General features: G+C 69.4%; 12 protein-coding genes, 2 tRNA genes and 2 rRNA genes. 9 read left to right on the top strand and 7 right to left on the bottom strand.

Going from position 1 to position 25,561, the window contains the following annotated elements:
• Positions 1–644 precede the first annotated feature (644 nt).
• Positions 645–1,427, top strand: coding sequence for a hypothetical protein (locus I3V78_RS01610; RefSeq protein ID WP_204484554.1), 783 nt, complete (start codon positions 645–647; stop codon positions 1,425–1,427).
• A gap of 52 nt (positions 1,428–1,479) precedes the next feature.
• Here the strand turns inward: I3V78_RS01610 and I3V78_RS01605 are convergent, their stop codons facing one another.
• From I3V78_RS01605 to I3V78_RS01585, 5 genes are all read right to left on the bottom strand, one after another.
• The gene (locus I3V78_RS01605; protein ID WP_204484553.1) at positions 1,480–2,076 is read right to left on the bottom strand and encodes a superoxide dismutase; all 597 of its coding nucleotides are present in this window, start codon (positions 2,074–2,076) and stop codon (positions 1,480–1,482) included.
• 126 nt (positions 2,077–2,202) lie between these two features.
• A complete protein-coding gene (locus I3V78_RS01600) occupies positions 2,203–4,089 on the bottom strand; it encodes a sensor histidine kinase (protein WP_204484552.1) in 1,887 nt (628 codons plus the stop codon).
• Positions 4,090–4,107: 18 nt separating this feature from the next.
• The gene (locus I3V78_RS01595; protein ID WP_204484551.1) at positions 4,108–6,381 is read right to left on the bottom strand and encodes a hypothetical protein; all 2,274 of its coding nucleotides are present in this window, start codon (positions 6,379–6,381) and stop codon (positions 4,108–4,110) included.
• 32 nt (positions 6,382–6,413) lie between these two features.
• A complete protein-coding gene (locus I3V78_RS01590; RefSeq protein WP_204484550.1) occupies positions 6,414–8,666 on the bottom strand; it encodes an invasin domain 3-containing protein in 2,253 nt (750 codons plus the stop codon).
• A 134-nt stretch (positions 8,667–8,800) separates the two neighbouring features.
• Complete coding sequence (locus tag I3V78_RS01585) at positions 8,801–9,352, bottom strand: DUF6748 domain-containing protein (RefSeq protein WP_204484549.1); 552 nt, start codon at positions 9,350–9,352, stop codon at positions 8,801–8,803.
• 179 nt (positions 9,353–9,531) lie between these two features.
• Between I3V78_RS01585 and I3V78_RS01580 the strand changes: the two genes are divergently transcribed.
• The 4 genes from I3V78_RS01580 to I3V78_RS01565 all read left to right on the top strand — a co-directional run bounded on the left by I3V78_RS01580 (position 9,532) and on the right by I3V78_RS01565 (position 16,783).
• The gene (locus I3V78_RS01580; protein ID WP_204484548.1) at positions 9,532–11,211 is read left to right on the top strand and encodes a DUF4215 domain-containing protein; all 1,680 of its coding nucleotides are present in this window, start codon (positions 9,532–9,534) and stop codon (positions 11,209–11,211) included.
• A gap of 196 nt (positions 11,212–11,407) precedes the next feature.
• The gene (gene dnaN, locus I3V78_RS01575) at positions 11,408–12,514 is read left to right on the top strand and encodes a DNA polymerase III subunit beta (RefSeq protein WP_204484547.1); all 1,107 of its coding nucleotides are present in this window, start codon (positions 11,408–11,410) and stop codon (positions 12,512–12,514) included.
• A 17-nt stretch (positions 12,515–12,531) separates the two neighbouring features.
• Positions 12,532–13,617: an acyltransferase family protein gene (locus I3V78_RS01570; protein ID WP_204484546.1), complete on the top strand. Its 1,086-nt coding sequence runs from the start codon at positions 12,532–12,534 to the stop codon at positions 13,615–13,617.
• Between the two features lie 49 nt (positions 13,618–13,666).
• A complete protein-coding gene (locus tag I3V78_RS01565) occupies positions 13,667–16,783 on the top strand; it encodes a sensor histidine kinase (RefSeq protein ID WP_204484545.1) in 3,117 nt (1,038 codons plus the stop codon).
• On the opposite strand, the gene I3V78_RS01560 is transcribed toward I3V78_RS01565, so the two are convergent.
• Together I3V78_RS01560 and I3V78_RS01555 are read right to left on the bottom strand one after the other, a co-directional pair.
• Positions 16,780–18,351 carry an aromatic amino acid hydroxylase gene (locus I3V78_RS01560; RefSeq protein WP_204484544.1) on the bottom strand — a complete coding sequence of 524 codons (1,572 nt, stop codon included), beginning with the start codon at positions 18,349–18,351 and terminating at the stop codon, positions 16,780–16,782. The genes I3V78_RS01565 and I3V78_RS01560 overlap by 4 nt on opposite strands.
• 71 nt (positions 18,352–18,422) lie before the next feature.
• On the bottom strand, positions 18,423–19,358 hold the full coding sequence (locus I3V78_RS01555; protein ID WP_204484543.1) for a LysR family transcriptional regulator: 936 nt from the start codon (positions 19,356–19,358) through the stop codon (positions 18,423–18,425).
• 1,028 nt (positions 19,359–20,386) lie between these two features.
• Here I3V78_RS01555 and I3V78_RS01550 point away from each other — a divergent pair.
• The 4 genes from I3V78_RS01550 (at position 20,387) to I3V78_RS01535 (ending at position 25,540) form a co-directional block, all read left to right on the top strand.
• Positions 20,387–21,922 (top strand): 16S ribosomal RNA (locus tag I3V78_RS01550).
• A gap of 181 nt (positions 21,923–22,103) precedes the next feature.
• Positions 22,104–22,180 (top strand) — tRNA-Ile (locus I3V78_RS01545).
• 69 nt (positions 22,181–22,249) lie between these two features.
• A tRNA-Ala gene (locus I3V78_RS01540) sits at positions 22,250–22,322 on the top strand.
• 251 nt (positions 22,323–22,573) lie between these two features.
• Positions 22,574–25,540, top strand: a 23S ribosomal RNA gene (locus tag I3V78_RS01535).
• Together the 16S and 23S rRNA genes with 2 tRNA genes alongside form the textbook arrangement of a ribosomal RNA operon.
• Positions 25,541–25,561 lie beyond the last annotated feature (21 nt).

The raw sequence follows: 25,561 nt of genomic DNA, 5'->3' as shown, positions 1-25,561 counted from the left end.
GCTCCGATTGGCTGTTTGGTCGGGATCATGGGACTTCGAAGGGGAAAATCCATCAAAATACACCTGAAGTCCAAGAGTAAGGAGACTGTGTGGCGAAGGCAGGCACTTAGCCTACAGGATACGACTCCTCCGGAGACGCGGAGTCAGTGGGGGACATCTCTATGGATGGGCTCAGGCATTGGTGCCAGAAGCCAGCCAGGGGGCCAAGGACTCATCGCCCGGCGAGCGGTCCACGGGGGCCAAACCGAACGGACGCGAATGGACTCGCTCGGACAGATGGATGCCTCCTTTTCAGAGGGGAAAGGGGAAAATGGAAGCGAGCCTCTAGTCTCAAAGGAAGGCGGCTCCGCTCACAGCGGGTTGCGCCTCCTGGGCCGTGGGGCGCGCGGTGACGGCTCGCCGGAGCGACCGGGTCGGCACGCAGGCGCTCCACACGGTCAGCACCAGCAGCGCCCAGGTTCCGAGGAAGCGGCGGGCGCCTTGCCACCATGGGCTCGAAGGAGTCATCGAGCGTCATCTCAGCGCGAGGCCCGCGCGCCCGTCCACAACCCCCAAGGTTGCCCACGTCTGACCCAACAGGCTCGTTTCTCGGACTTGACTCGAAAGGTCACGTCCAGGAAGAGTCCTCCGCGAGGGAGGTGCACATGTCGAAGGAAAAGACGGAGACGGATCGCGGGCCGGGCCCGTTCCGGTTGCTCAGGCGCTGCGAGGAGGTCGACCCCCGACTGGGGCGGCTCTACGAATCATGGAACGTGGTCACCGGCAGGCCCGCCCTGACGCTGTTTCCCAACAACAGCGTCCAGTGGCAGCCCCTGCGCGCGATGCTCGGATGGCTCCACTTCTGCCCCGGGCCGGACTCGGTGTCCCTGGAGCTGGAGTGCCAGCCCGACCTCGCGCACGCCATGGATTGGGTGAACCTGCTGACGTGGCTCCACGTGGTCGGCCAGCAGGTGGAGGACAGTGTCCAGACCCAGGCGCACTTCATGGGCCAGACGCTCCCGCCGCCGGAGCCTCCGCGCGGGACCCTGCGCATGACGGAGCGGGCGTGGGGCCGGACGGGCTGGGCGCTCGCGGGCCTCTCCCTGCTGGCGTTGGGGGTGCAGACCTGGCGCCACTGGCCGGCCGCCACCGACATGGCCGCGCCGTCCGGGGAGCCCATCGGGGTGTTCCTCGCGAGCGCCCCGTCCACGGTGAAGCTGGAGAACGAGCGGGTGCCACTCGTGTCCTACCCCCTGCCGGGCAGGCCCTTCGGCGATCAGGCCGTTCCCCCCTGCGAGACCCGCAAGGGTGCGGTGGAGATCAACAGTGGGTGCTGGGTCGCGCTGGAGAAGAAGCCGCCCTGCTTCGACACCCAGGCGGAGTACCAGGGCAAGTGCTACCTGCCCGTGGCGAAGAAGGAGCAGCCGCGGCAGGCCGTGGAGCCGTAGCGCGGCCGCTCTAAGCGGCGCGGACGCCCCGCTCGGCGGGGCGTCCGGTGTCTCAGGCCTTGAAGGTGTTGCCGGCGAACTGCTGGGAGACGAACTCCCAGTTCACCAGGTTCCAGAAGGCCTCGACGTACTTGGGACGCAGGTTGCGGTAGTCGATGTAGTAGGCGTGCTCCCACACGTCGCAGGTGAGCAGCGGGGTCTCGCCGCTGGTCAGCGGGTTGCCGGCGCCGGTGGTGCTGGCCAGCGCGAGCGAGCCGTCCGCCTTCTTCACCAGCCAGCCCCAGCCGGAGCCGAAGGTGCCCACGGAGATCTTGGTGAACTCCGCCTTGAACTTGTCGAAGGAGCCGAACGTGGCGTTGATCGCGTCCGCCAGCGCGCCCGTGGGCTGACCGCCGCCGTTGGGCGACAGGCAGTGCCAGTAGAAGGTGTGGTTCCACACCTGGGCCGCGTTGTTGAAGATGCCACCGGAGGAGGCCTTGATGATCTCCTCCAGGCTCTTGCCCTCGAACTGGGTGCCGGGGATGAGGCCGTTGAGGTTCACCACGTAGGTGTTGTGGTGCTTGTCGTGGTGGTACTCCAAGGTCTCCTTGGAGATGTGCGGCTGCAGGGCGTCGTGGGCGTACGGCAGCGGCGGCAGTTCGAAAGCCATGGGGTTCTCCTGATCTGGTTGGTCGCGGTGGGCGCGAAGTTCCACCTTATAAACGCCTCGTCGGGCACCCGCGAGTCGTAATTCGGGCGGCGCCCGTCCCGGCGCGTGGACCGTTTGCGAGAGGACTCACGCGAGGGGGCGGGCCGCCGGGGCCGCCGGGAGCACGAGGGTGACGGTGGTGCCCACGCCCTCGTCGCTGTGGAGGGTGAGGGTGCCGCCATGGTCCTCCACCACGCGGTGGCACACGGCGAGCGACAAGCCCCGGCCCGTCCACTCCTGTTTGGTGGTGAAGAAGGGGTTGAAGATGCGGTCCAGGTGCTCGCGGGCGATGCCCCGGCCCGTGTCCCGGAGCTCCACGCGCACCAGCTGCGTGTCCACCACGCGCGTGGCCAGCGTCAGCGTGCGCTCGGGCCGGTCCTTGAGGGCGTTGAGCGCGTTGCACAGCAGCCGGGCGAAGACGTCGCCCAGGGCCTGGGTGTCGCCGAGCACCCGCGCCTCGCCCGGGTGGAACTGGCAGTCCACGCGCACGCCGCCCCGGACGAGCTCCGCGTCACGTGTGTGCAGCGCTTGTTGGAGCACCCGGTGCAGGTCCAGCGCCTGGCGGCCCCGGTGCTGGCGCTCGGAGAGCAGTTGCAGCTCGCGCACGATGCCGGCGATGCGTTGGGCCTGCTGCTGCACCGCGGTGAGCATCCGGTGCGGGTCCTCGGCCGGCGGCAGGTCCAGGAGCACGAGCTGCACGTTGCCGAGGATGGCGGCCAGCGGGTTGTTCATCTCGTGCGCCATGCCGGCCGCCAGGTCCCCCATGGCGGCCAGGCGCTGGCTGCGCGAGAGCTGGTCCTGGGCCTCGCGCAGCTCGCGGGTGCGCTCGTCCACCTGGGTCTGGAGCTGGCCGTTGAAGCGCACGAGCTCCTCGTGGGCCCGCTGCAGTTCCTGGCCCATGTCGTTGAAGGCGCGCGCCAGGTCCCCGAGCTCATCCGCGCGTTCGGGGGGCAGGCGGTGGGTAAGCTCTCCTCGGGCGAGCGCCCGCGCGCCGTCCGCGAGCCGGGCGATGGGCCGGGCCAGGGCCCGCGCGAGCAGCGGCGCCAGGACGAGCACTCCGAGCAGCGCGAGCTCCAGCACGCCGAAGGAGCCCCGGGCGAGCGCGAGCAGGGGCGCGAGGGCCTCGTCCCGGGGCCGCGCCACCACGGCCACCCACCCCAGCTCCGGCACCGGGCTGTAGGCGGCGAGCCACGCCTGGCCCCCGTCCTCGTACGTGCCCAGGCCGGGGGCCCGGGCGCCCACCACCGGGGGCAGGCGCGCCGAGAAGTCCGCCGACGCCCGCTCGTGCGCCTCGTCGCCGTCCAGCAGCAGCCGCCCGCGCGCGTCGAGCAGGAAGGCGCGCTCGGCGCCCGCGCCCCGCCGGGAGCCCGCCCCGAGCCGCGCGGACAGCTCCTCCAGGCCCAGCTCCGCGGCCAGTCCCCCGCCCGCGTCCCGGGGCGAGCGCGCCACCACCACCACGGCGGGGCGCTGGCGGGTGGCCGTGAGGTAGGGCGGGGAGACGGCGTGGGCCTCACCCGGAGGCAGGCGCGCGAGCACGTCCACGGCCCGGCGCCGGAAGTCCGCCACCTCGGCGGCGGAGACGGTGTCGTGGCGGCGGAACTGGGGCTCGCGCCGCGCGAAGGCCTCGGCATCGTCCACGAAGACGCTCGCCGTCATCCCCCCGCCCGCGTCGAGCAGGCCCACGAGCGCCAGCCGCTCGCGGCGCAGGAAGACGCGGGTGAGGAACTCCTGGGTGTCCGCGGGGCCCAGGGCCCAGGGGTCCTGGTGCACGAGCGCCCCTTCCAACTCCGCCGCCACGGTGCGCACGTGCGCCCGGGCGTGCTCCGCCTCGGCGAGCGCCGTGCGTTGGTGTTGGCTGGCCACCGCCTCGGACAGGGCGCTCTCCGCGCCCCGGTAGGTGAGCCACCCCACCGCGCCCGTGGGCAGCGCGGCGGTGGCGATGAGCACGAGGAGCAGTCGGGTGCGGATCCGCATGGGGCGTGCTCCGGGGGTTCACGGACAGCTCGTCTGGAGGGACAGGTCGAGCGTGCCCTGCTTGTCCGCGTCGGCCGTGTCCCGCGCGGTGAGCGTCACGCCCGTCCGGGGCGCGCGGATTTCGTTGAGGCTCAGCTGCAGCCAGGTGCGGCCCGAGACGAAGGGCGCCGTCTCGCCGGGGCTCGGCGTGCCCCGGGGCGCGACGGACAGGCGCGCCTTGCCCGTGTAGCCGGGCACGCGGTTGCCCCAGGCATCCCGGGCCATCACGCCGAGCGACCAGTGGTCGGTCTCGGTGATGCACGCGGGGCCCGTGAGCGCGTAGCCGGCGAAGGGCCCGGCCTGGACGGTGAAGGCCTTGGCCTGCTGGCCCTTCACGCCGCCCGCCTCCACGGTGAGGCGCGTGGGCACGTGGGCCCGGGTCAGGGTGACGGAGACGTGGGCCGTGCCCTGGAAGCTCGCGAAGCGGGTGGGGGTGAGGCCCAGGTCCTCGGGGCCCTCGGTGCCGAGCGTGAGGTCGTGCACGTCCTCGGTGGGGTTGCCCCACGCGTCCACGGCGGACAGGCGCACGGGGAAGGCGCCGCCCGCGGTGGGCGCGACCGGGGTGTCCTCCACGAGCAGCCGCCGGGTGGGGCCGGGCCGCACGGTGAAGCCGCCCGTGGTGGCGCTCAGTCCGGGGGGGCCCTCGCCACTCTCCTCCTCCAGCACCAGGTGCGTCTCGCGCACGGCGGCGGTGAGCGTGACCCGGAGCGTCGTCGTCCCGACGAAGGTGCCGCTGGTGGTGGGGCTCAGCGCGCCCTTGGGCACGCCCGGCGCGGCGAGCGTCACCGACAAGGGCGTCTGGGCGCGGTGGCCAAAGCGGTCCAGGGCCTCCAGCGTGAGGGCGAAGGGCTCGCCGGCGCGCACGGGCCCCTCCACGTCCGTCACCCGCAGGCGCACCGGGGGGCCGGGGCTCACCCCGAGCGGCGCCGACGTGCCCCGGACTTCCGGCTGGTGGGGATCCCACACCCCGAGCGACTGGGGGCGGGCCTGGCGGAAGAGGGCGGTGAACGAGGCCCGGCCGTCCACCAGGGCGAGGGCGCCGGGGGTGAAGTCCGCGTCCGTGGGCTGGGTGCCCAGGAGCACCGGGCCGGTGTAGTCGGTGGGGTTGTCCCAGGCGTCCACCGCCTGGAGGGTGAAGGGCTCGGGCTCGCCCACGCGCGCGGGCCCCATGTGCTCGCGCAGCACCTCGAAGCGCCGGGTGGGCCCGGGCACCACGGACAGGCGCTGGTCATCCGGCCGGAGCGTGGCGAGGGTGTCCCGGTTGATGGCGTGGGCGCTCAGGCGCACCTGGGTCGCGACGCGCGTGTCCCGGTAGACGAGGGGCAGTCGGCCCTCGGTGCGGCCGAGCAGCAGGGTGAGCGCCGGGTGGAAGGGCTCGTCCAGGGTGCGCGCCAGGCCCCCCGAGGGCGCGTCGGTGCGCAGCTCCACGCGCACGCCGGTGAGGGGCAGGGCCGCGGGGCCGCCGGTCGCGTCGAGCACCTCCAGGGCGAGCGCCACGGGGGTGCCCGCCTGGAGCGGCGCGAGGGGCAGCCGGGTGAAGCGCACCTGATCCGGGGGCCCGAGCTGGCCCACGGCCACCGTCTGGGTGATGGGGGGCAGGCCCAGGCTGCTGCCCTCCAGCGTGTGGTAGCCGGGCGTGGTGTCCCGGTAGATGAGGTTGCCCCCGCTCTCGCCGGGCGCGAGCGTCAGCTCCATCACGGCCAGGGGCTCGCCGCCCCCGAGCGGCGTGAAGCGGCCCGTGGCCGAGTCGCTCGTGAGGCGCACCGTGCGCGGCCGGGATGTGGGCGAGGGCCGGTCCTCGCCGTCGCGCAGCTCGATGCGGATGGGCTCGCTCCACTCGCCCGTGTGCGCCGAGCGCATGGAGGTGACGAAGACGAGCCGGTGCACGTCCCGGTCCACCACCTCGAAGCCGCCGGAGAGCGTGGTGCGCTGGCCCCGGGCGTCGGTGACGGTCAGGTCATGGCGGCCCGGAGGCAGGTGGGCGGGCAGCGTGGCCTCGAGCACCTCGCGCGACAGGAAGCGCACGTCGCGGACGTCCTCGCCGCCCACGAGGACCTGGAACTGGTTCTCCAGCGTGGGCGGCGCGTCCGAGTCCAGGTCCACGCGCAGCTCCGGCGCGAAGTGGCCCCCCAGGCGCACGCGCGTCACCGTGCCGTAGTCGGCCCGGGCGGGCACGACGGTGTCCAGCCGCGGGGGCTCCGGCGCCGAGCCGCACGCGAGCACCACGGCGAGCAGGGGAAGCAGGGTGCGCATGGGGTCTCTCCGGAAGGGGGCGGCCCGAGGGCCTAGAGTTCGAAGCGGTAGCCGAGCGAGACGGAGGGACCGCCCACGGGGCCCTGGAAGACACTGGCCGCGGGCAGCCGGGCGAGGCCGTGGCGCGCCTGCACCAGGAGGGCGCCCGTGCCCAGGCTCCAGGCGAGGCCCACCCGGGCATGGCCGCCGAGGACGGGGGTGAGCTGCTGCTGACGGCTGGACTCCAGGCTCAGGTGCCAGTCGAGGTGCACGAGGTGCGCGTCCAGCCCAGCGCCCACGTAGGCCGAGAGCGAGCGGGTGAGGGGCAGACGCCAGCGTCCGCCCAGGGACAGGGTGGAGGTGAGGGCCCGGGCGGTGAGGGAGAAGGGCTCGCGCGCCGCGCTCTCGCCCTGGAGGGACAGGCCCCCGTAGGCCACCTGGAGCGCGGCCGTGGCGGCCAGCCGTTCGCCGAGCGCATAGGGGCTCACGTCCGCCTCCACCTCCAGGGCGGGCTGCACGCGCGCGCCGAGGGTCCCCTGGGCCCCGAGCCGCACGGAGAGGCCCCGGGGCGTGCGCGGCTCCAACTGGAGCCGGGTGTCCGCGCGGGCTTCTCCCACCCGGGCGAGCAGCGTGGCGGTGCCGCCCTCACACCGCGTGGGCGCGTGGTAGCGGGTGACGAACTCCCCGGGGCCCAGCGCCGCCACCGGCTCGAAGCCGCCGTGCTCGGCCTGGGTGCCCACCGCGCGCAGGTCGATGGGCACGCCGTCGAGCGGATTGCCCTGGGCGTCCTGGACGACGAGGTGCACGCGGGCGCTGTCCTCGCCATCGCACCGCACGGGCCGCGCCTCGGCGCCCACGCGCAGCCGGGCGGGCGGGCCGGGCACGAGCCGCACCGGGGTGCTCGTGCTCGCCGCGTCCCAGCGGGCCTGGACGAGCGCTTCCCCGGCGCGCGTGTCGGCCACGTACTCCACGCGCGCCCGGCCGCCCTGGGTGCGCACGGTGGCGGGCACGGCGCCGAGCGGGGTGGACAGGGCGAGCTCCGTGCCGTCCGGCGCGAGCTGGCCCTCCGCGTCCCGGGCCGTCACCTGGAGCATGAGGCGCGTGTGGCCATCGGCGGGCAGCGTGTGCGCGGAGGCCTCGAACTGGAGGCGGGGCGGCACGCGCAGGGTGAGCCCGAGCGTGGCGGACGGGGTGCCCTCGAGCAGGGCGGTGAGCTGGACGCCGCCGCCGCCATGGGGGGCGCGGTAGCGGGCCAGGTAGGTACCATCCCCCCGGTCCTGGGGCGGAGACACCTGGCCGCGCGAGGCCTGCAGGCGCACGGCCTGTCCCGGCAGGGCCCGCCCGCGCTCGTCGCGCACGTGCACGGTGAGGTCCGTGCCCGAGTCCCCATCCGCCAGCACCTCGTGGGCGGAGGCCTCCAGGCGCAGCACGGGCCGCACGCCGGGCCGCAACTCCAGGCGCGCGGTGGCGGACACGCCGTCCCCGCTCGCCGTGAGCACGGCCTCGCCCGGGGTGGGGCGGGCAAAGGGCACGAAGGGGCCCACCTGGACGCCGGGGGCCACGGCCTGGGGCTCCCACGTACCGCCCGAGCGGGTGAAGACGGGCGGGGTGCGCGCGGGCGCGCCCTGGGCCTCCACGCCGAAGGCCCACACGCGCACGCCCCGCTGGCCCGAGGCCTCGACGCCGTCCGCCTCGGGCAGCAGCACCAGCGCGGCGCGCGAGGCCACGGGCAGGGGCCAGGGGCGCTCCTGGGTGGGCTCGCCGGGCACGGTGGACAGGAGCGTGGCGTGGGTGTGGCCGGGCACGAGCAGCACGGGCACCTCGGCCTGGCCGGTGGTGTCGGCGCGCACGGGGCCATGGAGGCGCTCGCCGATGCGCACCTCCACGCGGCTCAACGGCGGCAGGCCGGACAGGGGCAGCACCTGCTGACGCCGCGTCTCCAGCACCACGGTGGCGTGGGCGCCGGTGGACGGGGACACGGCGGCGCACAGGATCGGGGCGAGCGTGTCGGCCGGGGGCGCCACGTAGGGGGCCTGGAGGGTGTCCGGCGAGACGCGGGTGGGCGCGTGCACCTGGCCCGCGCTGCACGCCAGGCGGGTGTCGTCGGGCAGGCCCGTCAGGGTGAGGGTGGCGCGCCCATCCCGTCCGGCGAGCAACTGGCGCGGCGAGGCCTCCATGCGCGGCGAGGCCTGGCCCGTGCCCGGCGCGAACAGGCCGCCCAAGAGCGGGGCGCTGGCGACCAGCGCCCCGACGACGCGCCTCGCGCCTGCCTTGACGGGTGCTCGCGCGTGGGTGTGCCCCACCATCCGGATTCATCCCCCCCCTGCCCGGGTGAACGGGCGGGGGCAGGATACCGGCTCGCCCGCGCCGTGCGCTCCAGTGCCGCGGCGAGTGATGGCCGGGGGACGGCTCCGGAGCGGGAACTCCGGAGATTCAACAGTTACTTGCCCTCGAGCACCCGGTTGACGCTCAGGCGCGTGGCGGTGCCCGCCGGGCCGGCGTTGGGGACCTTGATGAGGGTGGCCTCCACCTTGAGGCCGCGGCTGCCGTCGTGGGTGGACTCCAGCATCCGGTCGCGCTGCGCGTCGGTGGCGCCGAGCGCGGCCAGGTCCAGGTCGGTGATGGGGATGCCCTCCTCGTCGGGCTTGTCCACGCGCCGGGCGATGAAGCTCGGGCAGGGCGCGGCCATGCAGCGCACGCCGCTGTCCTTGACGTAGTAGGTGGCCTTGCCCTCGGCGGCCATGCCTTCCCCGGCGGTGGCGGGCGTGCCCCCGGACTCCGCGCTCGGCATCTCCGGCGTCTGGCCGGGCGCGGTCTCCAGCTTCTCGCCGGGCGCGGCCTCCATCTTCTGGCCGGTGGCGGCGGGCGTGCCCCCGGACTCGGCGGCGGGCGCCGACGGGGTGTTGGCCGCGGGACGCGGGTTGGAACTGCACCCGGCGAGCAGGCCCAGGGCGAGGGAGGAGGCGAGAAGCAGGGGACGGGGAGACGGCATGGCGACGGACTCCGAGGCAAGACTCACTCCCAGTCTCGCCGCCTCCGGGGGTGGATGCCACTTCCCGTGTTCGCCCGGGTTTCACAGGAGGGAGTCTCACTGGACGGCGGCGCACGCTCCCAGCCACGGCCGGGCGGGAAGCGTTGACACGCCCCGCCCTCACTTCCAGCATCCGCCCCATGAAGAACCTGCCCCCCGGTGGATCTCGCTTCGCGGGCCTCGTGCTCGCCGCCTTCTTCGTGACGTTCGTGAGCGCCGGCTGTGGAGGCGATGCCTCGGCCCGGTGTGGGGACGGTGCCCGCCAGGCGGCGGAGGCGTGTGACGACGGCAACACGCTGGACGGCGATGGCTGTTCGGCCACCTGCGGCGCCATCGAGGAGGGCTGGGCGTGTGACACGCCGGGCCAGGCGTGCGCGCGCACCACGTGCGGCAACGGGACGCTGGAGAACACCGAGGCGTGTGACGACGGCAACACGGCCACCGGGGACGGGTGCGACACGCGGTGCTTCGTGGAGCGCGGCTGGACGTGCCTCGTGCCGGGCGGCCGGTGCCAGGCGGCGGCGTGCGGGGACCTCGTCATCGCCGGGGACGAGGAGTGCGAGGACGGCAACGCCGTGGCGGGCGACGGCTGCGGCGCCACGTGCCGCCTGGAGCCGGGCTTCAAGTGCTCGGAGGGCGTGGGCGTGGCGTGCGTGCGCACGGTGTGCGGCGACGGCATCGTCGAGGGCACCGAGGAGTGCGACGACGGCAACACGTCGCTCGGCGACGGCTGCTCGACCGCGTGCACGCGCGAGCCCCGGTGCGTGAACGGCACGTGCGAGAGCCGGTGTGGGGACGGCGTGCTCCTGTCCAACGACCCCTCGGAGGAGTGCGATGACGGCAACACGCGCGCCAACGACGGGTGCTCGCCCACGTGCAAGTTCGAGCCGGGCTTCGCGTGCCAGCCGGTGGAGGCCGCGGCGCCGGAGAAGGTCTCCATCCCGGTGGTGTACCGGGACTTCCGGGGCTACGACCTGCCGGCGGCCAATGGCCTGCCGCGGGGCCACATCGACTTCGAGAACAAGAACGGGGTGGAGCGCGGCATCTGCGGGCCGCTCTACGCGTCGTTGAGCGGGGACGGCAAGCCCGTGTACGCGAAGGAAGGCGTGGCGAGCAACACCACGCACGGCCGGGCGGCGTTCGACCAGTGGTACCGGGACACGCCGGACGTGAACAAGACGGTGGCGGGCACGCTGGAGTTCCTGCGCCAGGGCACCTCGCGCTCGTACGTGTTCGACAACAAGACGTTCTTCCCGCTCGACACCGCGGGGTGGGTGGCGCTGGGCCAGGAGCCCCTGCGCACCGCGGGCCAGCACAACTTCAGCTTCACGAGCGAGGCGCGCTACTGGTTCGAGTACAAGGGCAGCGAGGTGCTCAACTTCCTGGGGGATGACGACCTGTGGGTCTTCATCAACGGCCGGCTCGCGCTGGACATCGGCGGCGTGCACGGGGCGGAGGCGGGCACCATCACCCTGAAGGATCACGCCACGGGCCTGGGCCTGCGGGTGGGCGGCATCTACGAGGTGGTGGTGTTCCAGGCCGAGCGGCACACCTCGGCGTCCTCGTACACGCTGACGCTCACGGACTTCGTGGCGCGCCGCACCGAGTGCACGTCCCTGTGCGGCAACGGCACGCTGGACCCCGGCGAGCAGTGCGACGAGGGCGCCAACAACGGCCAGGGCGAGTGCTCGCGCACCTGCACCCGGGGCCCGCGCTGCGGCGACGGCATCGTGCAGCCCGAGGCGGGCGAGCAGTGCGACGACGGCAACCGGGTGGGCGGGGACGGCTGCGACGCCGTGTGCCGGGTGGAGATCAACTGAGGGCGCTGTCCCACATCCACCCATGGTGCTAAGTCCCTGAATTCGGACGGGTTGGGGGGTGGACAGGCTGTCGATTTGGAGTGACGTGGGACGTCACATGCGTTGACGGTTGGAGGGGGGCGGGCTACATCCGGGAGGACGGCGGTCTCCGGGCCGCCCCCCCTTTCCGACCCCCCGGCACTCCAAGGTCTCCGAGATGGAATTCCGCATCGCCGCCGATGAGCTGAAGAAGGCCCTCTACCGCGCCCAGGGCATCGTGGAGCGCAAGACGACGATGCCCATCCTGGCCAACGTGCTGCTCACCGCGCACAAGACGGGCGTGACGGTGACGGCGTTCGACCTGGAGATCGGCATCGTCTCCGAGCACGCCGCCGAGGTCATCAAGCCGGGCGCGGTGACGCTGAGCGCCAAGTACGTCTTCGACATCGTGCAGAACCTGCCGGACGCGCAGGTGACGCTCAAGAAGCTGGCCAACAACTACGTGGAGATCACGAGCGGCCCGGCGCACTTCAAGATCGTCGGCACGGCGCCCGAGGAGTACCCCAAGCTGCCGCGCGAGGAGAGCGCGCCGCTCGTGCAGGTGACGGGCAACACGCTCCTGGAGATGATCAAGAAGACGCAGTTCGCCATCTCCACGGACGAGACGCGCTACATCCTCAACGGCGTGTTCTTCGAGCCGCAGCCGGGCGGCAAGGTGCGCATGGTGGCCACGGACGGCCACCGCCTGTCGCTGGTGGAGCGCGAGCTGGCCGGGGACTTCAAGCTCAAGAGCGGCGTCATCATCCCGCGCAAGGGCCTCATGGAGCTCAAGCGCCTGCTCGACGAGGCGCCGGACGCCGAGTGCCACCTGGGGTTCGCGGAGAACTCGGCGCTGTTCAAGAAGACGGGCCTCACCATGGTGATGCGGCTCATCGACGGGCAGTTCCCCGAGTACCAGCGCGTCATCCCCAAGGAAGGGGACAAGGCGGTGCTGGTGCCCAAGACGCGCCTGCTCGAGGGCCTCAAGCGCATCGCGCTGCTCAGCGCGGACAAGAGCTACGCGGTGCGCATCGGGCTGGCGGAGAACCAGCTGCTCATCACGGCGAACAACCCGGACCTGGGCGAGGCCAAGGACGCGCTGGACATCGCGTACCGGGGCGCGGGCATCACCATCGGCTTCAACGCGCGCTACCTCATCGACGTGCTGGGCGTGACGGACACGGACGAGGTGGCGTTCGAGCTGGGCGACGAGCACAGCCCGGGCGTGCTGCACGCGCCGGGCGATCGCAGCTTCACGGCGGTCGTGATGCCCATGCGCGTCTGAGCCGCTGAGTGGGTGGAGTGACTTCCCAGCCAGCGCCCGTGGCCGCGTCGCGCGACCACGGGTTGGATCGTGCCCGGGCCGTGGCGGTCATCGCCATGGTGATGGGGCACACGTTGGACGCGGTGTTGAAGGACACGGCCCGTCAGACGACGGGCATGCTCGTGTACTGGTCCTTCCGCGCGGTGACGGCGCCCCTGTTCCTGTTCGTGGCGGGGTGGGCGTTCGCCACCACGGTGCGGCGCACGGGCCTGGGCGGCCCGCGGCTCTTGCGGCGCTACCTGCCGCGGGTGGGGCTCCTGCTCTTCTGGGGCTATCTCCTGCGCTGGCCGGGCTGGGGCCTGCCGGCCTTCTTCGCGGGAGACCCAAAGGTCTGGCGGCACTTCCTGGCCTTCGATGCGCTGCATGGCGTGGCGGGGGCGCTGCTGGTGGGCGCGCTCGTGCTGGCGGCGGTGCGTCCCCCGGCCGCGCGGCTGGCGGTGCTGGGCGGCCTGGCGCTGCTCGTTCCGTGGGTGTCGCCCTGGATGCGCGCGGCGGTCAACGGGGGCCCCCTGCCCCTGGCGCTGACGCAGGCCCTGGCGGGCATCACGTCCGCCTTCCCGCTGTTTCCCTGGTCCGCGTACTTCCTCATGGGCGGGGTGACGGGGCTGGCGCTGGGCGAGGTGAAGCGGGCCCCGCACTGGCTCGTGTTGTGCGCCGGGGGCACGGGCCTGCTCGCGCTGCTCACGCTGCGGGGCGAGGCCCCCGGGGCGGGGGACCTGCCGCTGGTGCTCTGGCGCCTGGGGCTCGTCGCCGTGGTGGCGGGGCTCGCCATGCGGCTGCCGGCGCGGCTGGATGGACTGCTCGGGCCGGTGGGCCGCGCCTCGCTCTGGGTGTACGTGGCGCACCTGCCGCTGGCCTATGGCTGGTCCACCCTGCCGGGCCTGGCCTCCCGGGTGGGCCGCACCCAGGACGCCCTGCCCGCGTTGGGCCTCGCGCTGGGCGTGCTGGCGATCTGCCTGGCCGTCACCCTTCCCCTCAAGAAGGCCTATGGCGCATGGCGCAAACGCGCGAAGGCGCCACCGGGGGTGTCCCATCCCCGGGATTCCCAGGACATGATAAAATGACTCGAAGGGTCGCGCGGCGGGGCCGCGGTGGAAAGGCCTTGAGAGTCTCATGAGGTCGTATCGAATCGCCGTGCTGCTCGGCGTGGCCCTGGCCGCGCTGGGGCCCGCCGCGAGCTGGGGCGCGGAGCCTCCGGGCCGGGTGAACTTCCGGAGCTATGGCGCGGAAGCGGGCATCCAGAACCAGGACATCACGTGGCTGACCCAGGACGCGGAGGGCTTCGTGTGGGCCTGCGCCGCGGACGGGGTGTACCGCTTCGACGGGGCGCGCTTCGACCGCTTCGGCAAGGAGTCCGGCCTGCCGTCGATGGCCGTGGCGGACGCGACGCTCGACGAGAAGGGCCGCCTGGTGCTGGTGACGCGCGCGGGCGTGGTGCGCTGGGACGGCGGACGCTTCGTGGCGCTGTCCATGGAGGGCGTGGGCGGGGGAGTGGGGACCCTGCGGGTGGACTCGCGCGGGCGCCGGTGGGTGGGCAGCGAGCAGGGCCTCTTCATGGAGGGGGCGGACGGACGGTTCGTCCCGGCGCCCGGCTGGCCCGGCGGCCCGGTGTACGGGATGTGGATGGACCCCTCGGACGCGCTCCAGATCATGGGGGACAAGCGCCTGTTGAGCCGGGAGCCCGAGGGGACGTGGACGGTGTACGACGTGCCGGGCACGCCCCACGCGGCCTCGTCGGCCCTGGCGCGGGACGGACAGGGGCGGTTGTGGGTGGGGGGCCTGGGGTGGCTGGCCATGCAGCCGTGGCCGGGCGCGGCGCTGGAGGACCGCACCGCGCTGCTCAAGGGCATGTCGGGGGCGGGCAACCGCCTGCGGGTGGGGCGCCGGGGGCAGTTGATGGTGCCCAACAACAACGGCCTCCTGGAGGTGGAGGGCGAGCGCGCGGGGCTGCGGCGGCTCGGCCTGCCCGAGCGCATCGCGCGCATGTGGGACGTGCTGGAGGACCGGCAGGACACGCTCTGGGTGGCGAGCATGGGCGTCAACCGGGCGCTGGGCCGGGGCCTGTGGACCGTGCATGACGTGAGCACGGGCCTGCCGGCGAGCATGACGTGGAGCTCGCTCCGGGACCGGGCGGGGACCCTGTGGGTGGGCACGGACAAGGGGCTGTCCCACGGCACGGCCACGAAGTGGGAGCCGGTGCCGGGGCTGGCCGACTACGCCATCAAGGCCCTGGTGGAGGCGGAGGACGGGAGCCTCTGGGTGGCGGGGACGCCGTCGGGGCTGCACCACTACACGCCGCGCACGGGGGCGCTGCGCACGTTCGGCGAGGAGTCCGGCTACTTCGCGCGCTACACCTTCAAGCTGCTGCGGGCGCGGGACGGGACGCTGTGGGCGGCCACCACCTCGGGGCTGCTGCACGGCGTGCCCAAGCCCGGGGGCACGTGGTCCTTCGCGCCCGCCATGCCGGACGCCGCGCGCTCGAGCGTGGTGGGGCTGGATGAGGACGCCCGGGGGCGCATCTGGACCACGGGCACGGGCCTGTTCGTGCGCGAGCCCGAGGGCTTCCGGCGCATGGGCAAGGAGCACGGGCTCCTGGACGATCACGTGCGCCACCTGATCGTGCGCCGGGACGGACGGCTGTGCGTGTCCTACCGCGAGCCCCTGGGCGTGAGTTGTTTCACCTACCAGGAGGGAGGCCAGCTCACCGGCATGTCGCACCTGAGCCGGAGCACGGGCCTGCACAACGACGTCATCTACCAGCTCGGCGAGGACGCGGCGGGGCGGCTGTGGGTGGGCACGGGGGCGGGGGTGATGTTGGTGGGCGACACGGGCCCGCTGGAGCACTTCGACTCGACGGATGGCGCGCCGGGGGACGACTTCAGCGGCAACGCCTTCATGGCGGAGCCGGATGGCACGGTGTGGGTGGGCACGTCCAATGGACTGGGGCGCTTCGAGGGCGCGCGCTACACGGGGGCGCCGCCGCCGCCGCGCGTGGTGCTGTTGGAGACGCACCTGGGCCCGCGCACGTTTCCCCGTCCGCCGGCGCAGGGGCTGGAGACGGGCTCGGACGACACGGGGCTGGAGGTGCACTTCGCCGACCTGGGCGCCATCGACGAGGGGGCGCTGGAGCACCAGGCGCGCTTGGAGGGCCTGGACACGTGGCATCCGGTGCCGGGGCGGTGGGTGCAGTACAGCGGGCTGCCGCCGGGCGCCTATCGCTTCGAGATGAGGGCGCGCCACGGGCGGGGCGAGTGGGGCGCGGTGGTGGGCTTTCCCCTGCGGGTGCTGCCGCCGTGGTGGGCGACGTGGTGGGCGCTGGGGTTGTGGGGGGTGCTCCTGGGGCTGGCGGGCGCGGGGGTGGTGCGCTGGCGGAGCGTGGCCCTGCGGCGGCGCAACCTGGAGCTGGAGCGGCTGGTGGAGGCGCGCACGGTGGAGCTCGCCCGGGAGCGCGAGAAGGTGGCGCAGGCGGAGAAGCTCTCGGCGATGGGGCAGCTCATGGCGCGGCTGTCGCATGAGATCAACAATCCGCTCACGGCCATCCACAACAACCTGCCGCCGGTGCGCGAGTACTTCGAGCAGCAGGCGGAGGCGCTGGCGCGCTGTCGCGCGGTGCTGTCCGAGCGGCCCGAGGGAGCGGAGGAGGTGGCGCGGTGGTGGAAGGAGCTGGACCTGGAGTTCGTGCTCAAGGACACGCCGGAGGCGCTGGAGGCGATGCGCTTCGCCACCGAGCGCATCCGCTCCATCCAGGCGGACCTGCGGGCGTTCCTGCGCGGGGAGCGGCCGCGGCTGGAGCGGGGGGACATCAACCGCACGGTGAATGACACGGTGGAGTTCGTGCGGCGCTCGCTGCCGCCGGGCACGCGGGTGGACGTGTGGTGCGGGGAGGTGCCGGACGTGCCCTTCCACGCGGGGCAACTGGGGCAGGTGCTGCTCAACCTCTTGCGCAACGCCCTGGACGCGGTGGGCGAGGGGGGCGCGGTGCGGGTGAGCACGCAGGTGCGCGAGGGCCGGGTGGAGCTGGTGGTGGCGGACGACGGCCCGGGGATTCCGCCCGAGCTGCGCTCGCGCATCTTCGAGCCGTTCTTCACCACGAAGGACGTGGGGCAGGGCTCGGGGCTGGGCCTGGCCATCTGCCGGCAGATCATCGCGGAGAACCACGGCGGCACGCTCGAGTTGGACGAGTCGGTGCCGCGGGGCGCGTGCTTCCGGGTGGGGATTCCGCTCGACTAGGCGCGCGGGGCGCGCAGCTCCTCGAGCTCCTGGCGCAAGAGCCAGTCCTCGGGGAAGGCGGTGGTGGCGCGCGAGAGCTGCTCCAGCCGCTTGGTGTCGAAGGCGTGGGACTCCCGCAGGGCGCGCACCTCGCGGTAGAGGGCGGCGAGCGGGGTGGGCAGGGCGGAGGCCTTGCGGGCGCGGGCCTGGGACTCGCCCTCGCCCTCGGTGAAGGCGTTGAGCTCACCGAACCAGTGATCCCAGGCGGCGGGATCGGCGGGGCCGCCGGCGACGGAGGGCAGGCCGGCGGAGAGGAAGAGCTGGGCCACGTTGGGCAGGTCCAGGGTCTGGCCGGCGAGGGTGCCGCGCAGGTTGAGCACCTCGCCGCCGCCCACGGCGAAGCCCTCGAGGGTGAGGCCGCTCGGGAGCGTCACGCGGAAGTCGCCCTGCTCCGGGAGCGAGCCCTCGCCAAAGGCGACGAGCGCGAGCCCGGACCACGGCTTGCCCTGGGCCTGGCCGCCGCGCGAGAGCAGGACGGGCCCCTCCAGGCGGACGAGGGCGGTGGAGAGCCCCTCGGCCACGGGGTGCGGGCCCGGGAGCGCCTCGACGACGCGGCCGGTGAGCTCGCGGCCATCGGCGAGGACGAGGTGGTTGACGGTGCGCGCGCGCAGGGCCTCCTGGAGGCCGTGGTCGCCGCCGCGCTTGAAGGCGAGCGTGGACTCGAAGGCCTCGAGCACCTCGAAGAGGTGTTCGAAGTCCCGGGCGACGAAGAGCTGGGGCTGCATGCGGGTGATGTCGTACTCGGTGTCGGCGCACGAGGCGTCCAGGGGCACCTTCCTCACCTCGGAGGTGAAGCAGTGCCGGGCCTCGCCGATGCTGGAGAGCAGGCCGGCGCCGTAGATGCGGGGCGCGTCGAGCGCGCCGATGAGGCCGTACTCGGCGGTCCACCAATAGAGGCGCGAGGCGCGGGTGCTCTCGCTGACGTAGCGGCGGCTCTGGTTGGCGGCGTGGAGGCGGGCCTCGGCGTGCTGGACCTCGGCGGGCGTGGCGGTGGGGTCCTCCTTGACGATGCTCAGGTGGCGGATGGCCTGGAAGACGGCCTCGTCCTCGATGGTGGAGATGGCCTTGAAGCCCACGAGGCCGCAGCGCTTGAGGTACTCGGCGTAGCGGGCATGGGCGAGGATGGGGGCGTGGCCGGCGCTCTCGTGGACGATGTCGGGCGCGGGGGTGTACTGGATGTGCTCGTGGGTGCGGATGTCGGCGGCGATCGCGAGCACGCCGAGCGACTGCAACTCGGTGAACACGGCGGGAGGAATGAAGCCGCGCACGCTCACGGCGCCCCAGCCGAGGGCGGAGAGGCGCTCATTCATCTCCTCCATGCTGGGGATGCGATCCATGCCGATGCCCGTGGCCTCCAGGCCCTCGAGGTAGACGGGGTGGGCCTTGGTGGCGAGGTGGGCGCGGAGCTGGCCGAGGACGTGGCGCCACACGGCCTGGTCCCGGGGCGTATAGGCGGCGTAGTCCTGGCTCACCACGAAGCGGCGGAGGTGTGGGGGTAGACGAGCGAGGGTCCGTTCGGTGGCGTTCATCGGTATTCCTCCCGGTACCTCCAAATCTAGGGATGAAACCGGGTGGCGGAAATCCGATAAAAAACGACGTCTTAGTCGTTTTTCCGCCGTTTGGGCGCGGCGCGTTGACGCAGTCCGGCAAGGACGAGCTGGGCGGCCTCGGAGGGGGCGCCGCCGGAGGACTGGAGGGCGACCACCTCGACGGCCTGGGGCTCTTCCTCGCGCAGGAGCCAGACGCAGAGGTCCTCGGGGAAGGAGCGCAGGACGCGCAGGTCGGGGGCGATGGCGCAGGCCTGGTAGGCGCGCAGCAGGTCGAAGAGGAGGAGGAAGCTCTGCACGCGCGCGACCTCGCGCACGGACACGGTGTGGGCGCTGAAGCGGGCGCTGTTGGCGGTGCCGTAGGGGTCATCCCGCTGCCAGTCCACGAAGGCCTGTTGGGTGAGATCCCTCACATGGAGGGAGCGACGCCCGGCGTGCTGGGCGGCGAGCGGGCTCCTGGGGCCGGACAAGACGACGAAGGGGAGGCGCAGGAGGGACTCGGCCTCGACCCCCCGGTGTGGAGGCAGGGGAGTGAAGTCCACGGCGAGGTCGAGCTGGTTCGTCTGGACCTGACGCACGAGCTCGAAGGTGCTCCCGAAGCTGACCTCCAGCTTGATGTGGGAGCGGGCGACGTCCTCGGCGATATCGGAGAGGAGGAACTGGGACAGGGTGGGGTTTAGGCCGAGGCGCAGACTGGACTCGGCGCTGGCGAGGTCGCGGAGGCGCTTGAGGTCGAGCTGGTGGAGGGGGGTCTGGGTGCCCTCGTAGAGCTTCTGGCCGCGGGCGGTGAGTTGGAGGCGGCGGCCGGGACCTCTCTCGAGGAGCGACTGCCCATCCGCGAGGGCCTCTTCGAGGGCGCGCAGGTGTTCGCTGATGACGGAGCGAGCCACTCCGAGATGGTCGGCGGCGGCTTCCAGACTTCCGGACTCGACCGCGGCCGCGAAGGACTCGAGCCAGACCAGGTGCCGGGGCAACTTACGGGGAGGCATCGCGCGCATCCTGACATGGGGCACGGAGGGCGGCGCCGACGGGGAAGAAATGCGGACGGATGGCGGTTGACTCCAGACGCGGCGGTGGTACAAGCCGCGCCCCCTGGACCCAGCAGGCGAAACCGCATTGGCGGTGGAACGCGGTCGAGGACAGTCGAAATACGGAGTCGACGCAGTGGGGTTGACTCGAAACGCGGTGGTGGTAGAAGCCGCGTCCCTTCGAACGGGCAGGCGTCACCGCACTGGCGGGGGCAAGTCGTTCGAGGCCAGAAGAAATAAAGAGTCGACGCAGCGAGGTTGACTCGAAACGCGGTGGTGGTAGAAGCCGCGTCCCTCCGGAAGACGGACTGTCGCGCAGGTGACAGAAGGTCGGGCGGAAGGAAAACGAGGGTTGACGAAGCGGGTTGACACTCGGGAGGGCGAAAGGCTAGAAGCCGCGCCCCACGGACGGGAAGGACGAAGTCGCACTGGCGACGGGGACCTCCGGACGAGCAGGACGCAGACGAAATAAGCAGTCAGCGAACGAAGTTGACTCGAAACGCGGTGGTGGTAGAAGCCGCAGCCCCGCTGGAACGGCGAGAAGCAAACGCCGGGCAGCGAAGGAAAAAACGAGTCGACGAAGCGAGTTGACAGGGAAGGCGGAACGGCAGTAGGTTCCGCGCCCCTTCGAAAGAAAAGCCGCCTCGGCGGTTTGGCTTCGAAGCGAAGCGGTGAGACGAAGCAACATCGGTTGCTTGACAGTCGAGCCGGTTCGGAAGTAAAGAAGGCAGCCCGCGCAGCACGGTGGGCGGCACCGACACGGTGAAGCCGACGGTAGCACAGCGCAGGGGCCGCGACAAGCGGTTCGGTCTTTGAAAACCAGATAGCAAGCCCAAAGAAGACAGATTGCGGAAACCGCAGTCAATTCTTGTAGTCCCGGGCACCTGAAGCGAGTCGGCGGGAGTCGATTGGCCGGGTGCCCGTAGAACAGCGAAGGTCAGGAAACCCCTTAGCCGGGACCTGGCTCAGCCGGTTCGACACTTCAAATTCAATTGGAGAGTTTGATCCTGGCTCAGAACGAACGCTGGCGGCGTGCCTAACACATGCAAGTCGAGCGCGAATGGAGCAATCCTAGTAGAGCGGCGCACGGGTGCGTAACACGTGGGTAATCTGCCCGGATGTCTGGGATAACCAGTCGAAAGATTGGCTAATACCGGATAAGCCCCCAGGAGCTTCGGCTCTCGAGGGAAAAGGTGGCCTCTGTATACAAGCTATCACATCTGGATGAGCCCGCGGCCCATCAGCTAGTTGGCGGGGTAATGGCCCACCAAGGCAACGACGGGTAGCTGGTCTGAGAGGACGATCAGCCACACTGGAACTGAGACACGGTCCAGACTCCTACGGGAGGCAGCAGTGGGGAATTTTGCGCAATGGGCGAAAGCCTGACGCAGCAACGCCGCGTGTGTGATGAAGGTCTTTGGATTGTAAAGCACTTTCGACCGGGACGAAAACCCCTTGGCTAACACTCAAGGGCTTGACGGTACCGGGAGAAGAAGCACCGGCTAACTCTGTGCCAGCAGCCGCGGTAATACAGAGGGTGCAAGCGTTGTTCGGAATTATTGGGCGTAAAGCGCGTGTAGGCGGCTTTGCAAGTCGGATGTGAAAGCCCTCGGCTCAACCGAGGAAGTGCGTTCGAAACTGCAGAGCTTGAGTGCCGGAGAGGGTGGCGGAATTCCCCAAGTAGAGGTGAAATTCGTAGATATGGGGAGGAACACCGGTGGCGAAGGCGGCCACCTGGACGGTGACTGACGCTGAGACGCGAAAGCGTGGGTAGCAAACAGGATTAGATACCCTGGTAGTCCACGCCGTAAACGATGAGAACTAGGTGTCGTGGGTGTTGACCCCCGCGGTGCCGTAGCTAACGCATTAAGTTCTCCGCCTGGGAAGTACGGTCGCAAGACTAAAACTCAAAGGAATTGACGGGGGCCCGCACAAGCGGTGGAGCATGTGGTTTAATTCGACGCAACGCGCAGAACCTTACCTGGTCTTGACATCCTCGGAATGCCTCAGAGATGAGGCGGTGCCCGCAAGGGAGCCGAGAGACAGGTGCTGCATGGCTGTCGTCAGCTCGTGTCGTGAGATGTTGGGTTAAGTCCCGCAACGAGCGCAACCCTCGCCTTTAGTTGCCACGCAAGTGGATCTCTAGAGGGACTGCCGGTGTTAAACCGGAGGAAGGTGGGGATGACGTCAAGTCCTCATGGCCTTTATGACCAGGGCTACACACGTGCTACAATGGCCGGTACAAAGCGTTGCCAACTCGCGAGAGGGAGCTAATCGCATAAAACCGGTCTCAGTTCAGATTGGAGTCTGCAACTCGACTCCATGAAGGCGGAATCGCTAGTAATCGCAGATCAGCACGCTGCGGTGAATACGTTCCCGGGCCTTGTACACACCGCCCGTCACACCATGGGAGTCGATTGCTCCAGAAGTCATCTCACCAAGAGGTGCCCAAGGAGTGGTCGGTAACTGGGGTGAAGTCGTAACAAGGTAGCCGTAGGGGAACCTGCGGCTGGATCACCTCCTTTCTAAGGAGACCGGGTACACGGTGAGCGCTTCGGCGCCACAGGGTGTACCAGCCACTTCGGTGGCCGAGGTCGACCAGGTCAACGTTTCTGCAATACTGTCGAGGGCTTGCTGTCTGGTTTTGAGAGGCCGAGCTGAGGCTCGGTTCTTTGAAAGAATTGGACGCTGTGAGGGAAATCCACTGGGCCTATAGCTCAGCTGGCTAGAGCGCGCGCCTGATAAGCGCGAGGTCGGTGGTTCAAGTCCACCTAGGCCCACCAGTCCCCCGAGAGGGGTTGCACTGGGAGACGCGAGGAAGGCCGGCAAGTGGATACCTACGACGAAGGTTTGGGGCTGTAGCTCAGTTGGGAGAGCGCTAGCTTTGCAAGCTAGAAGTCGTCGGTTCGATCCCGTCCAGCTCCACACGGTTGTCCGATGAAGAAACACGTCGGAAGCGTTCTTTGACAAGTGCATACGAAGGGTAGAAATCAATTTCTGCTGAGAAGTTCAGCATGAAGTGGAAGGCCGTCGACTGCGAGAGCAGTGGGTGGGCCGGAAGCTCATGCACTCAAGCAAGTGTAAGTTTTCCGGGTCCGCGACGAAGAGTCGGGGCCTGGGACCTGGACTCGAGTTGTTGGGTGCCGCCGGGAGGCGGGCTTTTGAGGGATTCAGGTAAGTAAGCTACTAAGGGCGTGCGGTGGATGCCTAGGTGCCAAGAGGCGATGAAGGACGTGGGTGGCTGCGAAAAGCTCCGGGGAGTTGCCAACCGAACGTTGAGCCGGAGATGTCCGAATGGGGAAACCCAGCGAGGTGAAAGCCTCGTTACCTCGGCCTGAATACATAGGGCCGAAGGAGCGAACCAGGGGAAGTGAAACATCTCAGTACCCTGAGGAGAAGAAAACAACGAGTGATTCCCAGAGTAGCGGCGAGCGAAATGGGAGGAGCCTAAACCGGTGTCACGCAAGTGGCATCGGGGTTGCGGGTCCGCGGTAGGACCTTTGTCTGTTAGCGGAATCACCTGGAAAGGTGAACCAGAGAGCGTGAGAGTCGCGTACGCGAAAACGGACGGAGGCTGAGCGGGTTACCCAAGTAGGGCGGGACACGTGCAATCCTGCCTGAATCTGCCGGGACCATCCGGTAAGGCTAAATACTCCTTGGCGACCGATAGTGAACTAGTACCGCGAGGGAAAGGTGAAAAGAACCCCGGTGAGGGGAATGAAAAGAACCTGAAACCGCATGTCTACAAGCAGTCCGAGCACTACGGGGCAACCCAGTGCGAGGGCGTACCTTTTGCATCATGATTCGGCGACTTAATGTACGTAGCGAGGCTAAGCCGATAGGTGGAGCCGGAGCGAAAGCGAGTCCGAAACGGGCGACAGAGTTGCGTGCATTATAACCCGAAGCGGGGTGATCTACACATGGCCAGGTTGAAGTGAGGGTAACACCTCATGGAGGACCGAACTCATGAAAGTTGAAAATTTCTGGGATGAGCTGTGTGTAGGGGTGAAAGGCCAATCAAACTCCGTGATAGCTGGTTCTCCCCGAAAGATATTTAGGTATCGTCTCGAGGAATTCAATACTGGAGGTAGAGCACTGGAACGGCTAGGGGTCTCACCAGATTACCAAACCGTACCAAACTCCGAATGCCAGTACTTGTTATCTCGGGAAGCAGTCAGTGGGTGATAACGTCCATTGGCAAGAGGGGAATAACCCAGACCGACAGCTAAGGCCCCCAAGTCTAGTCTAAGTGAACACTAGAAAGGATGTGGCAGGTCATTGACAACCAGGAGGTTGGCTTAGAAGCAGCCATCCTTTAAAGAAAGCGTAATAGCTCACTGGTCGAGACAGGCCGCGCCGAAAATGTAACGGGGCTCAAGACTAGCGCCGAAGCTTCGGATTGCATGCGTCAGGCGCATGCAGTGGTAGGGGAGCGTTGCAACAGCGGAGAAGCTAGACCGTAAGGGCTGGTGGAGCGGTTGCGAGTGCTGATGCCGAAATGAGTAGCGATAAAGGGGGTGGGAAACCCCCTCGCCGTAAACCCAAGGTTTCCTGGGTCAAGTTAATCTTCCCAGGGTTAGCCGGGACCTAAGCCGAGGCCGAAAGGCGTAGGTGATGGCAAGCAGGTTAATATTCCTGCGCCATCTTGTAGACGTTGAACCGAGGAAGGACGGAGAAAGCTAGGCGAGCTGACCGGTGGTTGTGTCAGTCCAAAGGCGTAGGGGTGTCGCGTACGAATAAAGGCGCGGCAGCTATCCCCGAGACCCCATGGCCCCCCTCACGGGGCAAGTCGCTGATGCTCGGCTTCCAAGAAAAGTTCCGCGGGGAGTCTACAGGGTGTCCGTACCGCAAACCGACACAGGTGGGTGAGGAGAAAATCCTAAGGCGCTTGAGAGAACTCTCCTCCAAGGAACTAGGCAAATTTCCACCGTAACTTCGGAAGAAGGTGGGCCCCTGGTAGGTGTAGGCGTACAGCCGAAGCCCAGAGGGGTTGCAGAGAAATGGCGGTAGCGACTGTTTACCAAAAACACAGGACTCTGCGAAGGCAAGAAGCCGACGTATAGGGTCTGACTCCTGCCCGGTGCTGGAAGGTTAAGGGGATTCGTCAGCCGCAAGGTGAAGCGATGATCCGAAGCCCCAGTAAACGGCGGCCGTAACTATAACGGTCCTAAGGTAGCGAAATTCCTTGTCGGGTAAGTTCCGACCTGCACGAATGGAGTAACGACTTCCGCGCTGTCTCGGAGAGGGACTCAGCGAAATTGAAATAGCTGTGCCGATGCAGTTTACCCGCAGCAAGACGGAAAGACCCCGTGAACCTTTACTACAACTTGACAGTGACACTAGGGTTCGACTGTGTAGGATAGGTGGGAGCCTTTGAAGCCGGGCCGCTAGGTTCGGTGGAGGCAACGGTGAAATACCACCCTGTCGGATTCTGGTGTCTAACCATGCTCCCTCATCGGGAGTTGGAACACTGTCTGGTGGGTAGTTTGACTGGGGCGGTCGCCTCCCAAAACGTAACGGAGGCGCGCGATGGTTCCCTCAGCCCGATTGGAAACCGGGCGGCGAGTGCAATGGCATAAGGGAGCTTGACTGCGAGACGGACACGTCGAGCAGGTGCGAAAGCAGGTCATAGTGATCCGGTGGTCCTGAATGGAAGGGCCATCGCTCAACGGATAAAAGGTACTCCGGGGATAACAGGCTTATCTCCCCCAAGAGTTCACATCGACGGGGAGGTTTGGCACCTCGATGTCGGCTCATCGCATCCTGGGGCTGGAGCAGGTCCCAAGGGTTTGGCTGTTCGCCAATTAAAGCGGTACGCGAGCTGGGTTCAAAACGTCGTGAGACAGTTTGGTCCCTATCTGCTGTGGGCGTAGGATACTTGAGAGGCTCTGACCTTAGTACGAGAGGACCGGGTTGGAGACACCGCTGGTGTACCAGTTGTCTCGCCAGAGGCATCGCTGGGTAGCCATGTGTCGATTGGATAACCGCTGAAAGCATCTAAGCGGGAAACCGACCTCAAGAACAGGTATCCCGGGCGCAAGCCCCAGAAGACCCGTCGAAGACGACGACGTTGATAGGCCGGGTGTGTAAGCGTGGTAACACGTTGAGCTAACCGGTACTAATTGGTCGAGAGGCTTACTTTACCTCAATCTCTCAGGAGCCCC

Origin of the sequence: Archangium primigenium (genome assembly GCF_016904885.1) — a bacterium.
In the GTDB taxonomy this organism is placed as follows: domain Bacteria; phylum Myxococcota; class Myxococcia; order Myxococcales; family Myxococcaceae; genus Cystobacter; species Cystobacter primigenius.
The sequence above is the reverse complement of the archived record's forward strand: the minus strand, read 5'-3'. Positions and strand labels throughout refer to the sequence as shown.